The organism is Rhodoplanes azumiensis (assembly GCF_042682915.1).
GTDB lineage: Bacteria > Pseudomonadota > Alphaproteobacteria > Rhizobiales > Xanthobacteraceae > Rhodoplanes > Rhodoplanes azumiensis.
In genome coordinates this window covers 295,710-312,164 of record NZ_JBHUIW010000001.1, presented here as the reverse complement: position 1 = coordinate 312,164, position 16,455 = coordinate 295,710, and the positions used below count along the sequence as shown (strand labels likewise).

At 70.6% G+C, this 16,455-nt stretch carries 14 protein-coding genes and 1 tRNA gene; 8 read left to right on the top strand and 7 right to left on the bottom strand.

Features of this window, described 5'->3' with window-relative positions; all coding sequences use genetic code 11:
• Positions 1 to 119 precede the first annotated feature (119 nt).
• The gene (locus ACFSOX_RS01465; protein ID WP_378476011.1) at positions 120 to 602 is read left to right on the top strand and encodes a MaoC family dehydratase; all 483 of its coding nucleotides are present in this window, start codon (positions 120 to 122) and stop codon (positions 600 to 602) included.
• Positions 603 to 731: 129 nt separating this feature from the next.
• Positions 732 to 1,331, top strand: a complete 600-nt coding sequence (locus tag ACFSOX_RS01460; RefSeq protein WP_378476010.1) for a hypothetical protein — start codon at positions 732 to 734, stop codon at positions 1,329 to 1,331.
• A gap of 50 nt (positions 1,332 to 1,381) precedes the next feature.
• On the opposite strand, the gene ACFSOX_RS01455 is transcribed toward ACFSOX_RS01460, so the two are convergent.
• The 3 genes from ACFSOX_RS01455 to ACFSOX_RS01445 form a co-directional block, all read right to left on the bottom strand.
• Positions 1,382 to 2,173 carry a DUF2189 domain-containing protein gene (locus tag ACFSOX_RS01455; protein ID WP_378476009.1) on the bottom strand — a complete coding sequence of 264 codons (792 nt, stop codon included), beginning with the start codon at positions 2,171 to 2,173 and terminating at the stop codon, positions 1,382 to 1,384.
• A 274-nt stretch (positions 2,174 to 2,447) separates the two neighbouring features.
• The gene (locus tag ACFSOX_RS01450) at positions 2,448 to 2,690 is read right to left on the bottom strand and encodes a DUF3222 family protein (protein WP_378476008.1); all 243 of its coding nucleotides are present in this window, start codon (positions 2,688 to 2,690) and stop codon (positions 2,448 to 2,450) included.
• A gap of 38 nt (positions 2,691 to 2,728) precedes the next feature.
• Positions 2,729 to 2,804 (bottom strand) — tRNA-Lys (locus ACFSOX_RS01445).
• Between the two features lie 239 nt (positions 2,805 to 3,043).
• On the opposite strand from ACFSOX_RS01445, the gene ACFSOX_RS01440 reads away from it, so the two are divergent.
• On the top strand, positions 3,044 to 4,231 hold the full coding sequence (locus ACFSOX_RS01440) for a M20 aminoacylase family protein (protein ID WP_378476007.1): 1,188 nt from the start codon (positions 3,044 to 3,046) through the stop codon (positions 4,229 to 4,231).
• A gap of 365 nt (positions 4,232 to 4,596) precedes the next feature.
• On the opposite strand, the gene ACFSOX_RS01435 is transcribed toward ACFSOX_RS01440, so the two are convergent.
• Together ACFSOX_RS01435 and ACFSOX_RS01430 are read right to left on the bottom strand one after the other, a co-directional pair.
• Complete coding sequence (locus ACFSOX_RS01435) at positions 4,597 to 7,317, bottom strand: glycosyltransferase (protein ID WP_378476006.1); 2,721 nt, start codon at positions 7,315 to 7,317, stop codon at positions 4,597 to 4,599.
• A gap of 186 nt (positions 7,318 to 7,503) precedes the next feature.
• Positions 7,504 to 8,052 (bottom strand): beta-1-3, beta-1-6-glucan biosynthesis protein, encoded by a 549-nt coding sequence (locus ACFSOX_RS01430; protein WP_378476005.1) that lies wholly within the window; start codon positions 8,050 to 8,052, stop codon positions 7,504 to 7,506.
• Positions 8,053 to 8,346: 294 nt separating this feature from the next.
• Here ACFSOX_RS01430 and ACFSOX_RS01425 point away from each other — a divergent pair, with 294 nt between their 5' ends.
• Complete coding sequence (locus tag ACFSOX_RS01425) at positions 8,347 to 9,981, top strand: glycoside hydrolase family 17 protein (RefSeq protein WP_378476004.1); 1,635 nt, start codon at positions 8,347 to 8,349, stop codon at positions 9,979 to 9,981.
• Here ACFSOX_RS01425 and ACFSOX_RS01420 read toward each other — a convergent pair.
• Positions 9,947 to 10,330 (bottom strand): hypothetical protein, encoded by a 384-nt coding sequence (locus ACFSOX_RS01420; RefSeq protein WP_378476003.1) that lies wholly within the window; start codon positions 10,328 to 10,330, stop codon positions 9,947 to 9,949. The genes ACFSOX_RS01425 and ACFSOX_RS01420 overlap by 35 nt on opposite strands.
• A gap of 140 nt (positions 10,331 to 10,470) precedes the next feature.
• On the bottom strand, positions 10,471 to 11,511 hold the full coding sequence (locus ACFSOX_RS01415; protein WP_378476002.1) for a hypothetical protein: 1,041 nt from the start codon (positions 11,509 to 11,511) through the stop codon (positions 10,471 to 10,473).
• 167 nt (positions 11,512 to 11,678) lie between these two features.
• Here ACFSOX_RS01415 and glmU point away from each other — a divergent pair, with 167 nt between their 5' ends.
• The 4 genes from glmU to ACFSOX_RS01395 all read left to right on the top strand — a co-directional run bounded on the left by glmU (position 11,679) and on the right by ACFSOX_RS01395 (position 16,439).
• Entirely contained in the window at positions 11,679 to 13,028 is a 1,350-nt protein-coding gene (gene glmU / locus ACFSOX_RS01410; RefSeq protein WP_378476001.1) for a bifunctional UDP-N-acetylglucosamine diphosphorylase/glucosamine-1-phosphate N-acetyltransferase GlmU, read from the top strand.
• A gap of 59 nt (positions 13,029 to 13,087) precedes the next feature.
• Entirely contained in the window at positions 13,088 to 13,528 is a 441-nt protein-coding gene (locus ACFSOX_RS01405) for a GNAT family acetyltransferase (protein ID WP_378476000.1), read from the top strand.
• A gap of 127 nt (positions 13,529 to 13,655) precedes the next feature.
• Entirely contained in the window at positions 13,656 to 15,479 is a 1,824-nt protein-coding gene (gene glmS, locus ACFSOX_RS01400) for a glutamine--fructose-6-phosphate transaminase (isomerizing) (protein WP_378475999.1), read from the top strand.
• A gap of 153 nt (positions 15,480 to 15,632) precedes the next feature.
• Positions 15,633 to 16,439 (top strand): DUF502 domain-containing protein, encoded by an 807-nt coding sequence (locus ACFSOX_RS01395; protein ID WP_378476097.1) that lies wholly within the window; start codon positions 15,633 to 15,635, stop codon positions 16,437 to 16,439.
• Positions 16,440 to 16,455 lie beyond the last annotated feature (16 nt).

Here is a 16,455-nt window from a genome sequence, read left to right as displayed (position 1 = left end):
CGCATTTCGGGTTGCAGGGGATGACGTCGTGCGACCGCCAGTGTCGGCTTGTGTCGGCGCACATCCCATGGTGCTCTTCGGCTTGATGCATCGCACCTAACCGGGACCGAGACCGCACCATGGCCGACACTGTTCTGGAGCCGCGCAGCCTGTTCTTCGAGGATCTCGCCATCGGCATGAGCGAGACCCTGGAGCGCACCGTCACCGACGCGGCGGTCCGCGCCTTCGCCGACGTCAGCGGCGACCACAACCCGATCCACCTGTCGGACGAGTACGCCGCCGGGACCATGTTCAAGTCGCGGATCGCCCACGGCGTGTTCACGGCGAGCCTGATCTCGGCCGTGCTCGGCATGCGGCTGCCGGGGCCGGGCGTCATCTACTTCTCGCAGACGCTGAACTTCCGCGGGCCGGTGCGGATCGGCGACACCGTCCACGTCAAGCTCGAGGTGGCCGAGCTGATGCCGGAGAAGTGCCGCGCCCGGCTCGCCTGCACCTGCACGGTGGCCGGCGAGGTGGTGCTCGACGGCGACGCCTGGGTGAAGGTGCCGTCGCGGCTGCCGAAGCCGGACGCGCCGAAGCCGGACAAGCCGAAGAGTGCGTGACGGCGTGCTGCGGGCGGGGTCGGCGCCTCCGCCCGCGTGTTAGTCCGCGCGCCCACGTATAACGGGTGCGAGTGGTCGCATGCCGCGAATGAATTAGCTGCCGCACAGCGAACGTGTATACTTTTTCTGGTGATGGGGCGGGACTCGTGTCAGGAGGGCCGCATGCCTCGACCACAACGGTCCTGGGTTGATCTGGCCGCCATATTGCGCATGCGACGCGATCGGCCGCCGCGGGTCATGCAGTTCCGCGAAGCGCCGCCCGCGGGCCCCGCGGCCGCAGAGGCGATGGGCGGCGACGCCGGCCTCAGCGTTCGCGACGATCGCGCTCGCGACGATCGCCCTCGCGACGACATCGCCCTCGATTTCGACACCGACAATTTCGACACCGATTATTTCGACACCGACGATGCCGACGACGGAGCCGACGCCGGCTTCCGCACCGCCGGCAGCGTCGTGATCGACGACCTGCTGCTGTGCCGTCGGATGCGGGCGCTTCGCCTCGATCCGGACGAGCTCTACTGCAGCGAGCCGCGTGCTTTCGGAATGCTGCACCGTCTGTGCGCGACCTGCCCGGTGCCGGGCCGCTGCGCCCGCGACCTCGCCGACGAGTTCGCCGATCCGGCCTGGCAGGATTGGCGCAACTACTGCCCCAACGCGACGACGCTGAGCATTCTCAGCGCACTCCGGGGCTGCGGGTTGGACGACGCCGAGGCGCCGGCGGACCGCTGAGGCGGCCGCGCCGGCGCGGCCGCCCAGACGACGACCTTGAGTCGACGAGCTCAGACCACGACCTTGCGGTAGAGGTGCCAGGTCGCGTGCGCCAGCACGGGCAGCACCACGGCGAGCCCGATGAAGAACGGCAACGAGCCGATCGCCAGCGCGACCGCGACGATCAGGCCCCACGTCGCCATGGCGACCGGGTTCTTGGCCACGACCCGCACCGAGGTGTGCATCGCGCCGACCGCGCCGACGTCGCGGTCGAGGAGCATCGGGAAGGACACCACGCTGATCACCAGCACGGTGAGGGCGAACACGAAGCCGACGGCATTCCCGACGATCAGCAGGGTGCGGCCGTGCGCGGTGCCGAAGACGTCGGCGAGGAAGCCGGATAGCGATTCCGGCGCCCCGTAGCCGAACAGGCTCTCGTAGAGGCCCTCGGCGACCGCGAGCCAGACGACGAACAGCAGCATCAGGAGGCCGCCCAGCATCGCGATCGAATCGATCGACGGGTTCTTCAGCACGCCGAAGGCGTCGCGCCAGCCGGCGCTCAGACCTTGCTCGCGACGGCGGCTGAGCTCGTAGAGCCCGAGCGCCACGAACGGTCCCACCAGGGCGAAGCCGGCGACCAGCGGGAACAGCAGCGGCACCACGTCCCAGCCGAAGCTCGCCCGCGCCAGCACCAGGCCGACGATCGGGTAGAGCAGGCTCAGGAACACCACATGGCTCGGCATGGCGCGGAAGTCGTCGATGCCGCGGCGAAGCGCGTCTCCGAGGTCGCGCATCCCGATCCGCCGGATCGCGGGGCGGATCGGGTGCTCGACCGATCCGGCGAAGACGTGAAGTGTCGACATGCTGTCCTCCCTTGGCGTCTGCGCGCTGGCGTCTGCGCGCTGGCGTCGGTTCGTGGTCACGACCGGGCGGCTCGTCGCGGCCGCTTGTACGGGTGGTCGATTCCCGCGATCAGGCTAGGCGGAGGGCGGGATCACGCGGTTTCACGAAGCCGCCAGCACAACCGCGCGCATTGTCGCAGCGGTGCTGTACGCCAATACCCGAGCCGGCGCCCGGACTGCGCCGCGACGGGAGGTGATGGAGTCAGGTCTGGAGTCGTCGGCGCTCAGCGGCGCATCAGGGGCGCAGCATCTGCACCTTGGCGGTCGCGACGATCCGCTGGGCCGTCACGACGGGGCACGCGGGCGCGTGCACGATCGTCTCGACCGGGTGCTGCCAGGAGACCGAGGCGCCGCACAGCTTGCACTTGTTGGCGGCGCCGCCGTCCTCCTCCGACACGGTCTCGATCGCCGTCTTCAGCAGGGCGGCGGCAACCTTGCGGACGTCCTCGTCGGTGATGGCGGCGGTGCGGTCGGGCATAGGCGTCGTTCCGAGCCGTGAGAATGATCGGCAATGGGTGGTGAGCCCGCCGGGACTCGAACCCGGGACCCCATGATTAAAAGTCACGTGCTCTACCGACTGAGCTACGGGCTCCTGTGCGCCCGTGTGTAAAGACCCGGCCCGGGCGTGGCAAGTCGATGACGACGCGGTGTGGATCCGGCGGCGGCGCCGGGACGATCCGACCGGCGATGCGGCCGGTGACGAGGCAGGTGACGAGGCAGGTGACGCGACAGGCGATGCACCGGGCGGGACTCCGGACCGCCGAGGCGTGTGTGGTCTTCCGCGGAGCCCCGCGCGATACTGCGGCAAAGCCTTTGCCGAACGAGGATCAGATGCCGATCGTCAACCGTGTCGCCGACCTGCATGCCGAGATCACGGCTTGGCGGCGGGATCTCCATGCCCATCCGGAGCTTCTGTACGACCTGCCGCGCACCTCGGCCGTGGTGGCCGAGAAGCTGACGGCGTTCGGCTGCGACGAGGTCGTCACCGGGCTCGGCCGCACCGGCGTGGTCGGCGTCATCCGGGGCGGCAAGCGGGGCGGCAAGGGAGGCAGCCAGTCGCCCGGCAAGGTGATCGCCATGCGGGCCGACATGGACGCGCTGCCGCTCGACGAGCTCGGCGACCGTCCCTACAAGTCGACGACGCCCGGCAAGATGCACGCCTGCGGCCACGACGGCCACACCGCGATGCTGCTCGGCGCCGCCCGCCATCTCGCCGAGACCCGCAATTTCGCCGGCACGGCCGTGGTGATCTTCCAGCCGGCCGAGGAGGGCGGGGCAGGCGCCAAGGCGATGATCGAGGACGGCCTGTTCGAGCGCTTCGGCATCGACGAGGTCTACGGCATGCACAACTGGCCGGGCCAGCCGGTCGGCCGCTTCGCCACCCGGGTCGGGCCGATCATGGCGGCGCAGGACACGCTGCACATCGACATCGAGGGGGTGGGCGCGCATGCGGCGCGGCCGCATCTCGGCGTCGACACGATCCTGGTCGGGTGCCAGATCGTCAACCAGATCCAGTCGATCGTGTCGCGCAACGTCGACCCGCTGAAGAACGCCGTGGTGTCGATCTGCCTGTTCCAGTCGGGCACCACCGACAACATCATCCCGCAGACGGCGAAGCTGCTCGGCACGGCGCGCAGCCTCGCGCCGGAGGTGCGCGACCTTCTGGAGGCGCGGCTCACCAGGATGATCGCGGCGACCGCGGAGGCCTATGGCGCCAAGGCGAAGTTCGAGTACCGGCGCGGCTACCCGGTGCTGGTCAACCACGCCCGCGAGGCGGAGTTCGCCGCCGGCGTCGCGGCCGACGTGACGGGCGCCGACAATGTCGACACCACGATTCCGCCCTTCATGGGCGCCGAGGACTTCGCCTACATGCTGCAGAAGCGCCCCGGCGCCTTCGTGTTCGTCGGCAACGGCGACTCGGCCGGCCTGCACAATCCCGCCTACGACTTCAACGACGACGTGATCCCCTACGGCACCTCGTACTGGGTGCGCCTGGTCGAGACCGCGCTGCCGGGGTAGGGCGGACGCGCCGCTACGACGAACGGGTTTGCCGCGGTCGGGGGCTGATGCAAGGTTCTCGGACAACGCGGCGAGCGCGGCGCGACTCCCGCTCCCCTGCGGGGAGAGGGCTGGGGTGAGGGGGGTGCCGACGCCGGTCGTTTCATCGAGAGGTCGGCACGCCCTCACCCGGAGCTCGCGCTGTCGCGCGAGCCCCGACCTCTCCCCGCTGGGGAGAGGTGAAACGAAGGCGCTGCATCCTCCGCGATTCGCGCGTCAGCGCGTCCGGGAAACGAGGCTGCGGTGAGACCGAAGGCGACCCGACAAAAAAGGCCCGGCGCGAGCCGGGCCTTTAGTATGTCACGTCACCGCCGTGGAGCGGCGCCTCACTGGGCCGGCTCGGCCGCCTTGTCGGACGTGATGGCCGGCTCGGCGCGGCGCCCCGTCGCCGGCTGCGGCGGGGCGAGGCCGAGCAGCTCGGCCGTGCGGGCTTGCAGGTTGCGCCAGACGGCGTAGTCGTTGAGCGGCGAGCCCTCGAGCCCGGCGAGCGCCACGGCCGACAGGAACGGCAGGCTCTGCACCACGAGGACGATCGCGAACAGGTTCACCTCGCGGACGCTCTCGTGGTTGGTCACCCAGACGATGACGGCGCCGATCAGCAGGAGCGCGCCGAACACCGCCTCGTCGAAGGCCGGGAACGACACCCGCTTCTTGGCCTTGCCGCCCTTGGCCGTGACCACGAAGGGCAGGTGGTCCTTGATCAGGCCGGTGCCGACCGCTTTGGCGACCGTCCACTGCATGGCCATGGCGGCCAGCATGGCGCCGGTCGCCTGCAGCGGGCCGATCTTCACCCGCGACCGGTAGAGGGTCGTGAAGTGCAGGATCGAGACCACCGAGGCGGCCAGGATCGGAATGGTCAGCACCTTGTCGGGGATGGCGATGCCGACGAAGGCGACGACCGGCACCCACAGCAGGTTCAGCATCGCGACGACGACGCCGAGGCTCTCCGCGCCCATCCAGTTCATCCAGCCGAGCAGGAACTCGCGGCGCTGCGCCGCGGTCAGGTTGCTCATGCCGGGCAGGAAGCGGCGCCAGTGCTTCTTGGCGATCTGGAAGCCGCCATAGGCCCAGCGGTGGCGCTGCTTCTTGAACGCCTCGAACGTGTCGGGCAGCAGGCCGTGGCCGTAGCGGCGGTTGGTGTAGAGGGCGCGCCAGCCCTGCTCGTAGATGGTGAGGCCGAGATCGGTGTCCTCGCAGATCGTGTCGGACGACCAGCCGCCGGCGTCGTCCATGGCGGCGCGGCGGATCAGGCACATCGTCCCGTGCGTGACGATGGCGTCGACCTCGTTGCGCTGGACCATGCCGATGTCGAAGAAGCCGGCATACTCGCCGTTCATGATCTGGTGCAGCGGCGACTTCTCGCCGTCGCGATGGTCCTGCGGGGCCTGCACCAGGCCGACCTGCGGGTCGGCGAAGGCCGGCACCAGGTCCTTCAGCCAGTCGGGCGTGACCGTGTAGTCGGCGTCGATCAGGCCGATGATCTCGGCGTCCGGCGCCGTGTGCTGCATGGCGATGCGCAGCGCGCCCGCCTTGAAGCCCTTCACGTTCTGCAGATTGAGGAACTTGAAGCGGTCGCCGAGCAGGCGGCAGTGCGCCTCGATCGGGTCCGTGTAGGCCGGATCCGTGGTGTTGTTGATCGCCACCACGCATTCGAAGTTCGGGTAGTCGAGCCGCGCCACCGAATCGAGCGTCGCCTTCAGCATCTCGGGCTGCTCGTAATAGGCCGGGACGTGGATCGACACCTTCGGGGCGAAGCCCTCCGGCGCGTTGGCGCCGGCCCGGACCAGCCGCTGCGGGCCGCGGCCGAACAGCACCTGGGCGATCTCGTCGATCTTCCACATGGCGATGATCACCAGCGGAATCATCAGGAGCACGCCGATGCCGAGCGCGATCGCCTGGCCCATGACGAAGTAGTGGCCGCTCCAATAGTCCCAGACGACCCCGGTCCAGGCGCCGACGATGTTGGCGAAGACGGCGAGCGTGAGGGCCTGCAGCAGGGTGGCGCCGGTCATGAACAGGATCGGCAGCGACACCACGAGGCTCGCCACCACGGCGACGACCGCGAGGGTCACGAAGGCCGGGTCGTAGACCGGGCCGGTCCAGGCGAACTTGGGCTGGCGGGCGGCGTCGAACAGGCCCCAATAGGCACCGACCGAGCCTTCGAAGGTCTTCCACGGCTGGTCGAACGCTTCGATGATGTTGTAGTCGATGCCCAGCGCCTCGGCCCGTGCGACGAAATCGCGCAGCAGCGACGCCTGGATCTCGCGGCCCGGCTCGGCGGCGCGGCGATTGTAGCCGGCGCTCGGCCAGCCGAACTCGGCGATGACGATGCGCTTTCCCGGGAAGGCCTCGCGCAGCTTGAAGTAGTTGTTGATCGCGAGGTCGACGGTCTCGCCGGCCGAGAAGCCTTCCCAGTAGGGCAGGATGTGGACGGCGATGAAGTCGACGGCCGAGGCGAGCTCGGGATGGTTCAGCCAGGTCGAGTAGATTTCACCGGTGGTGACCGGGACGTTGCCGCCGACCTCGCGCTTGACCTGCTGGATGTAGCGGATCAGCTCGCCGACCTGCTCCTTCTCGGAGAGCTCGCGCGTCACCGTGGCGCCGTCGACCGACTCGGTCTTCTTCTTGAAGTCGGCGCGGTAGATCGCCTCGTTGCCGACCACGATGGCGTTGATGTTGCGGTTCTTGCGGTAGAGGTCGACGACCGACTTGATCTCGCGCTCGTTGCGCTTGGTGTCGCCGTCGAGCCAGGCGCCGACCGCGACCTTCAGGCCGAATTCGGCGGCGACCGGCGGAACCAGCTCGGCGCCGCCGGTGGCCGAATAGGTTCGGATCGCCCGGGTGTAGGGGGACAGCACCTTCAGATCGTTTCGGATCTGCTCGGTGGTGGGACGGTTGCCCTCTTCCGGATGCCCCTCGAAGGGCGAGTAGGACACGCTGGTCAACGGTCCGGAGACGTTGGGGGCCGAGCTCTGGCTTTGCCAGATGGCCCACGCGCCCGCGTGCAAGCACACCACGAGCGCGACCACCGCAGCGACGGAGCGCATGGTCTCTTCTCTACCGAATGGGGCGGAGGTGATCGGTCTCGAGCCTGTCCCCTAGGCTCGACCGGGAAAGGCCTTGCGCTGCACCATATGGATACCGCGCGGCCTTCTTCAAGTAGACTTTGGACATGGCGAATTCAGGGCGACCCGACCGCCATGCAGTGCAACCTTACAGCCTCGTAAACGGCATCAACGCGGGTTCGTTCCTTGCGGGGGAGCCGGAGCCGCCGCAGCCGCGGCGGGAGCCGCCGGGGCGTTCTCCGGATTGAGCCAGCAAGCGTGGACACGCGCGTTCAGGGTTTCGGTGGCCTTGGGGTCGATATTGCCCTGTCGCACGACGCACCTGAACGTCGTCTGAACGTGCCCGCCCGGGCAGCCGAAACGATCGTAGAGTTCGAGATGCCGGAAGGCGGTGTCGAGGTCGTCGCGCCACAGGAGGCTCACCACCCGCTCGCCGAGCCAGACGCATTCGGCGGCGGCGGCCGGACCCTGCAGGGCACGCCCGGCCTCGACGGTCTGATCCGCCCGCGTCTTGCGCTCAGTGCGGGCCGGATCGGCCGGCGGCTGTTGCTGCTGGGGCGGCTGCGGCGCCGGCTGCGGCGCCGTCGGCTCCGGCGGCTTCTGCTCCGGCGGCTTCTGCTCCGGCGCCTGGGCGGCGACCGGCGAAAGGAGGGCGGCACACGAGAGGAATGCTGCAGCGACGGCGGCGGCAGCGACGCGCGAACCGGAAAGAGGCATGATGTGCTGTGGGCCTGGGCGAGTTCGTCCAGGACGGCGAGAACCATCGTGGACCGGAGCGGCATTACGGCATGGCGACAATGTCAATCTTGCGACGGACGGATCGTCTTGTCCACTTGTCCGCGCCGCAATCCCGATCGTCCTCGTCCGGGGCGGGACAGGCCCTTCGGCGGCGGATCTGATCGTCCGTTCGACGCCGCTCCGCAAGCCCCTCGCGTGCCCGCTGCGGAGAGCCCTCTTGGCGCGGCGCCGGCGGCACGGTAGGCACCTGCCGTCTCTCCCACGGAAGCCTCCATGCGTCTCCCGCTCAGCCTTCTGGTCGTCGCCGTCGCGCTCGTGGCGGGGTTCTGGTGGTGGCTCGGCCGACCCGTCCCGATCGGGTCGGTCGCCACCGGCGCGCCACCGGCCGACCGCAAGCTCGAATGCATCTCCTATGCGCCGTTCCGCGGCGCCCAGAACCCGCTCGATCTGACGCTCAAGGTCGAGCCCTGGCAGATCGAGGAGGATCTGGCCCGGCTCGCGCCGCTGACCCGCTGCATCCGCACCTACTCGATCCGCAACGGTCTCGACCAGGTGCCGGCGATCGCCGAGAAGCACGGCCTGAAGGTGCTGCAAGGGCTGTGGCTGTCGAGCCACCGCGAGCTGAACCGCGCCGAGATCGCCGGGACGATCGGGCTGGCGAAGAAATTCCCGCAGGTGATCATCGGCGTGGTGGTCGGCAACGAGGTGCTGCTGCGCGGCGAGCTGTCCGCCGCCGATCTCGGCGGAGTCATCCGCGAGGTGAAGGCGGCCGTGCCGGTGCCGGTCACCTATGCGGACGTCTGGGAGTTCTGGCTGCGCAACCGCGACCTCGCCTCGGTGGTCGACTTCATCACCATCCACATCCTGCCGTACTGGGAGGACATCCCGATCACGGCCGCAGAATCGGGCGCGCATGTCGAAGCGATCGTGCGCAAGGTCGCGGAGGTCTTCCCGGGGCGGCAGATCCTGGTCGGCGAGGTCGGTTGGCCGAGCGCCGGGCGGATGCGCGAGGGCGCGCTGCCGTCGCTCTCCAACGAGGCGCTGGTGGTGCAGGACGTGCTGGCCCGCGCCGCGCGGGGCGGCTTCCGGGTCAACGTCATCGAAGCCTTCGACCAGCCCTGGAAGCGCATCCTCGAAGGCACGGTCGGCGGCCACTGGGGCATTCTCACGGCCGGCGACCGGACGCCCAAGTTCCTGGTCGGCGAGCCGGTGTCCGACCACCCCGACTGGATGAAGCAGGCCGGGCTCGGCATCGCCGTGGTGCTGGCCGTGTTCGGCGCCGCCGTCCTGGTCGCCGGGCCGGGGAGGGCTGGAATCGCGGCCGCCGTGTGGGGCGCCGTGACGGTCGATGCCGTCGTCGGCGGCGCGCTGGCCGGCTGGACGGCCGAGAAGATCATGGTCGAGAGCCTGGGCTGGGGCGGGTGGGTCCGCGGCGCCGGATTCGCCGTCGCCGCGCTCGCAGCCCCGATCGTCGGCGCCGGGCTGTTGGTCCGCGGCGCGCGGCCGCCCGGCCTCGTGCTGGCGCTCGGCGGCCGGGCCGACCGCACCGGCGACGCGCTCGCCACCGCGGGGGCCTGGCTACTCGTGCTGACGGCGGTGCTCGCCGTGCAGACGGCGCTCGGGCTCGTCTTCGATCCGCGCTACCGCGACTTTCCGTTCACGGCCCTCACCGCGGCGACGCTGCCGTTCCTGCTGATGGCGGTGAGGCCCGCCGGCGCGGCCGGGACGGTGGCCGAGACGGCGGGCGGGCGCGGGCCGGCCGAGACCGTGATGGCCCTCACGCTGGTGCTGTCGGCCGGGTTCGTCGTGCTCAACGAGACGGTCGCGAACTGGCAGGCCGTGTGGCTCGCCGTCGTCTTCGTCCTCCTCGCCGTCACGCTTCTTCGCGTGCGGGGCGGGCGAGGCTGAGGGCCAGGATCGCGGCGCCGGTGCCGGCGAGGCCGGCATTGTAGAGCACGACGCCGAGCGCGCTCGCGGCGAGCCCGATCGCGAGCATGAACACCGACGGGCGGATCAGGTTGATCAGCGCGGCGCCGAGCGCCACCCAGCCGAACACCCCGACATTGAACAGCCGCGACGCCACCAGCCGCACCGTGCAGACCCCGGTCTGGTGGTACGTGCCGGCGTCGCAGGCGAGCCCGACCGACGTGTTCTCGATCACCAGGTAGCGAATCCACAGGGCGGTGCCGAGCGCCAGGAAGCCGACCGTGATCAGCCCGTTGGTGGCGCGGCAGGAGGGCAGGAAACGGGGTCGCATGGGGGCCTTCTCGGCGAAAGCCACTCGCGCCGTCGTCGGCGCAGGCGGTCGTCGTGTCCGTTGTCGTCGGCCGCAGAGAACCCCGATCGCCGCATCGGCGCAAGCGCGCCGAAAAGCCGCTGCGCGGCGCGCGAGGCGGTTCAGGGCAGCGCGAGCATCTGGCCGTCGTAGCTCGTCGCCCGGCAGGCGACACCGGCGATGGCGACCGAGGCGCACAGCCGCGCGGCGGCGAGCTGGCTCGCCACCGGCCCGGCGACGAGCCGCATCTCGACGAGACCGGGCTTGCCGCCGTCGCGCAGCGCGATCGCCGGCTTCACCTCGGTCAGGAACTCGCCGGCCTGGCTGTCGCGCACCTTCGCCCACAGGCCGCGCAGGCTGTCGATGCTGTTCGGGCCGCCGATCTCGATGGCGAAGCGCTTGCCGGCCTCCGCGGCGGCCGGGACGGGCGCCGAAGTCGGCTCGTTGCGCGGCGCCCCCGTCTGGGCGGCGACGGCCTGGGTCGCGAGCGTCTGGGCGTTCGGGTTCGGCCGCGGCAGCGGGATCTCGCTCGGCGCCATCCCGGCCACGGTTCCGGCGACCGAGGTGCCCCCCGCCGGGGCGGCCGGCTCCTCGGACGCACTCGCGACGGCCGGCGGGACGCTGGTGGTGGCGGTCGCGGTGGTCGCCGGCTCCGACGGTTCGATCGGCGGCAGCGTCCGCGGATCCGTGGCGGCGGTCGGGGTCGGGTGCGGCGGCCGGAACGTGCCCGCCGCGGCACTCGGCGGGACCGCCATGAGGTCGCCGAGATCGGACCCGACGGGGCCGCGCTTGGCCGCCTGGATCGTCGCGACCGAGCCGGTCAGATCCTCGATGTGTCCTTCGAGCTTGGCGAGCCGACCGGCGAGCTTGTCGCGGTCCGCCTCGAGCGCCCGCACCGTCTCGGCGAGCCGCTTCGCCTCGCGCTCCGCCTCGAAGGCGCGGAGCACGGCCTGGTTGGCGGCCTCGCGAACCGCCTCGCCCTGCACGGCGATCGCCGCCGGCGTCGTCACGGCAGCGACGCGCCGGTCGCCGATCTGCGATTGTGCCGCCAGCACCGCGACCGCGAGAGCGCCCGATGCGGTGAGGCCCCACACGACGATCCGCAGCAGCGATCCGATGCCGCCACCCTCGTCGCCGTCGTCCAGGAGGGATTGCCGGGCCACGTCTGTCATGTCGCCTTAAAACTACGAATCGACTGACGAAAACCTACCAGAATTCGGCGGCCCCCGCCGTGTCCGCGGGGCATCGGTTCCGACTTTTCGGGGGGCTTTCGGCAGGCTATGAGGGCGCAGTCTTCAGGGCCGAGGCCCGGATGCAACGAGGGGTTCTCATGGCGGCGCGATCCTGCCTGACCGTTGTTCTCGCCGCGGGCGAGGGTACGCGCATGCGCTCGTCGCGCCCGAAGGTGCTGCACGCGATCGCCGGCCGGCCGCTGGTCGGCCACGTGCTCGCCGCCGTGCAGGCGACCGGCAGCCGGGTCGCCGTCGTCGTCGGACCGAACGCCGATGCCGTCACGGCCGCCGTCTCGGCGCAGGTGCCGGACGCGGCCGTGTTCGTCCAGGCCGAGCGCCGCGGCACCGCGCACGCCGTGCTGGCCGCCCGCGCCGCCCTCGAGGCGGGCGCCGACGACATCCTGGTCGCCTTCGCCGACACGCCGCTGATCCGCCCCGAGACGCTCGCGGCGCTGCGCGCCCCGCTCGCCGCCGGCGCCGCCGTGTCGGTGCTGGGCTTCCGGCCCGCCGATCCGACCGGCTACGGCCGCCTGGTCACGCAGGGCGACGACCTCGTCGCCATCCGCGAGGAGAAGGACGCCGACGCGGACGAGAAGGCGATCCGGCTGTGCAATGCCGGCCTGATGGGGATCTCGGGGGCGCATGCGCTGGCGCTGCTCGATCGCATCGACGCCGACAACGCCAAGGGCGAGTTCTATCTGACCGACGTGGTCGAGCTTGCCCGTGAGACGGGGTTGCGTGCCGTCGTCACCGAGGCGGCCGACGACAGCGAGGTGCTGGGCGTCAACACGCAGGCGCAGCTCGCCGAGGTCGGCGCCGTGCTGCAAGAGCGGCTGCGGTCGGCGCTGCTCGACGCCGGCGTCACCATGGTGGCGCCCGAGACCGTGCATCTGTCCTTCGACACCAAGGTCGCGCGCGACGCGACGATCGAACCCTATGTGGTGTTCGGCCCCGGCGTGAACGTGCAGGAGGGCGCCGTCATCCGCGCCTTCTCGCATCTGGAGGGGGCGACGGTCGGGCCGGGCGCCATCGTCGGCCCGTATGCACGGCTGCGTCCCGGCGCCGTGCTGGAGCGCGACGTCCACGTCGGCAACTTCGTCGAGATCAAGGCCGCGACCGTCGAGGCGGGCGCCAAGGCGAACCACCTCACCTATATCGGCGACGCCCGCATCGGCGCGAAGGCGAACATCGGCGCCGGCACCATCACGTGCAACTACGACGGGGTGCTCAAGCACAAGACCGACATCGGCGCCGGCGCCTTCATCGGCTCGAACTCCTCGCTGGTTGCGCCCGTGACGATCGGCGACGGCGCCTATGTGGGCTCCGGTTCGGTGATCACGGCCGACGTCCCGGCCGACGGCCTCGCGGTCGCCCGCGGCAAGCAGACCGTCAAGGAGGGCTGGGCGGCGCGCTTTCGGGCCGTCATGACCGCCAAGAAAAAGCCGTGATCGGGGTGCCGGAGGCGAACGTCCCCGGATCCGGCCGGGGGGCCACGCGCGAGAACGCCATGACGCCGACCATCCGGTCCGCCACCGCCGAGGACGAGGACGCCGTCGTCGCCCTCTGGCGTGCCTGCGGACTGGTGGTGAGCTACAACGATCCCGCCACCGACTTTCGCTTCGCCCGCGCCGGCAGCGCTTCGGACATTTTGGTCGGAACGGTCGGTAGTGGCCGGCCGGACGACCGGGTCGTCGCCAGCGTCATGGTCGGGCACGACGGCCATCGCGGGTGGCTCTGGTATGTCGCGGTCGACCCCGGCTCGCGCGGTGCAGGGGTCGGCCGTGCCGTGGTGGCGGCGGCCGAGGAGTGGCTGCGCCGTCGCGGTGTCCAGAAGGTCCATCTGCTGGTGCGGGAGACGAATACCGGGGTGGTCGCCTTCTACGAGCAGCAAGGGTTCGCGGTGGCACCGCGGGTGATGATGGCGAAGTGGTTGAACGGGCCGCCGTAGATCGCGGTGGCCGATGCGGCGCGATGCTCCCGGGATCGGGCGCGGGTCGCCGATCCTCAGATCCTGCCAGGGGGCCGGCCGCGCGCCGCTCCACCCGGTTCTCCTGCCGCTGAAAGGGGCACGGTCCATGTGTGGAATCATCGGAATTCTGGGCCGCGAGGCGGTCGCGCCGCGGATGGTCGACGCGCTCAAGCGGCTCGAGTATCGCGGCTACGATTCGGCCGGCGTCGCCACCCTGGAGCACGGCCACCTGACGCGCCGCCGGGCCGAAGGGAAGCTGAAGAACCTGGAGCACCGGCTGGAGCGCGAGCCGCTCGCCGGCACCATCGGCATCGGCCACACCCGCTGGGCGACCCACGGCCGGCCGAACGAGACCAACGCGCATCCGCATGCCGGCAAGCGCGTCGCCGTCGTCCACAACGGCATCATCGAGAACTTCAACGAGCTGCGCCACGAACTCCAGGGCAACGGGGCGAGCTTCGTCACCGAGACCGACACCGAGGTGGTGGCGCACCTTGTCGACCACCTGATGGGGACCGGGCTGTCGCCGGTCGCCGCCGTCAAGGCGGCGCTACCGCGGCTGCGCGGCGCCTTCGCGCTCGGCTTCCTGTTCGAGGGCGAGGAGGATCTGCTGATCGGCGCGCGGCGCGGCTCGCCGCTCGCGGTCGGCCATGGCGACGGCGAGATGTATCTCGGCTCCGACGCCATCGCGCTCGCCCCCTTCACGTCGACCATCAGCTATCTGGAGGACGGCGACTGGGTGGTGCTGAAGCGCGGCGGCCTGCAGGTCTACGACGAGACCGGCGCCCCGGTGAATCGGGTGACGATGAAGTCGCCGGCGTCGGCCTTCCTGGTCGACAAGGGCAACTACCGCCACTTCATGGCGAAGGAGATCCACGAGCAGCCCGAGGTGGTCGGCCACACGCTGGCCCACTATGTCGACTTCGCCGCCGAGCGGGTGGTGTTGCCCGACCTGCCGTTCGACATCCGGACCGTGCAGCGCGTGACGATCGCGGCCTGCGGCACCGCCTATTACGCCGGCCTGACCGGCAAATATTGGTTCGAGCGGTTCGCACGCCTGCCGGTCGAGGTCGAGATCGCCTCCGAGCTGCGCTACGGCGACGCCCCGTTCACGCCCGGCAACCTCTCGGTCTTCGTTTCCCAGTCGGGCGAGACCGCCGACACGCTGGCGACGCTGCGCCACGCCAAGGCGAACGGCCAGCACGTCGTCTCGGTCGTCAACGTCCCGACCTCGACGATCGCGCGCGAGAGCGACGTCGTGATGCCGACGCTCGCCGGCCCGGAGATCGGCGTCGCCTCGACCAAGGCGTTCACCTGCCAGCTCGTCGTGCTGGCCTGCCTCGCCATCGCGGCGGGCCGCGCCCGCGGCAATCTGTCCGAGGACGACGAGCGCCGCCTGGTGCGCGCCCTGATCGAGGTGCCGCGCCATATGACGGCGGCGCTGGCGCTCGAGCCGGAGGTCGAGAAGCTCGCCCGTGACATCGCCAAGAGCCGCGACGTGCTCTATCTCGGCCGCGGCACCAGCTTCCCGCTGGCGCTGGAAGGCGCGCTGAAGCTCAAGGAGATCTCCTACATCCACGCCGAGGGCTATGCGGCCGGCGAGCTCAAGCACGGGCCGATCGCGCTGATCGACGAGACGATCCCGGTGATCGTCATCGCCCCGCACGACCGCGTCTTCGAGAAGACCGTGTCGAACATGCAGGAGGTCGCCGCCCGCGGCGGCAAGATCATCCTGCTCACCGATCCGCAGGGCGTCGCCGAGGCGGCGGTCGAATCGCTCGCCACGCTGGTGCTGCCGCACATGCCGGCCTCCGTCACACCGATGGTGTATGCCGTGCCCGTGCAGATGCTCGCCTACCATGCGGCCGTCATCATGGGCACCGACGTCGACCAGCCGCGAAACCTCGCCAAATCGGTCACGGTCGAATAGATTCGACGACGATCTCCGGGTCGCGCGCACCGCGCCGCGCGGCCGACCGCGAAGACAGGGCCGACGACCGTGACCGACACGCCGAAGCCGCCCGCGGACCCGCACATCGGGGCGTCGCAGTCCGGGGCGTCCAAATCGACCGACAAGCCGCTCGTGCACCCGGCGCCCTCGCTCGGGGGCGGCGCGCGGCTGCGCAACTACTTCCTCACCGGCCTGGTCGTCGCCGGACCGGTCGCCATCACGCTGTGGCTCACATGGTCCTTCGTCACCTGGGTCGACGCGCTGGTGCAGCCCTTCATCCCGGTCCAGTACCGGCCCGAGACCTATCTGCCCTGGCGCATCCCCGGGACCGGCCTGATCATCGCCTTCCTGGCGCTCACCATGCTGGGCTTCTTCACGGCCAACCTGGTCGGCCGCACGCTGGTCGAGTTCGGCGAGCGGCTGCTCGATCGCATGCCCCTGGTGCGCTCGCTCTACAAGGGCCTCAAGCAGGTGTTCGAGACGCTGTTCTCGGAGACCGGGTCGAGCTTCCGCAAGGTGGCGCTGATCGAGTTTCCGTCGCCCGGCATGTGGTCGCTGGTGTTCCTGTCCGCCTCGCCCGGCCAGCAGGTCGCGGATCGGCTGCCGGCCGAGGAGCACGTCTCCTGCTTCATGCCGTGCACGCCGAACCCGACGACGGGCTTCTTCTTCTACGTGCCGAAGAGCCGGATCATCGAGCTCGACATGACGGTCGAGGCGGCCGCCAAGCTGGTGATGTCGGCCGGCATGATCCAGCCCAACGGCGACGGCCAGAAGAAGATCGCGGCGCTCGCCGCGGCAGCGCAGACCCTCCAGGCCGCCGAGGCGGCCGGCAAGGCGGCCGCGGCAGAGCACGCCGGCGAAGGCCGGGACGGTGACGGGCGCGAGGGTGACGGGCGCGACGGCGAGGCGGCCCGGAAGGCCGCGGCCACGGCCGGTTGAACAGAGGGCGGGCGTT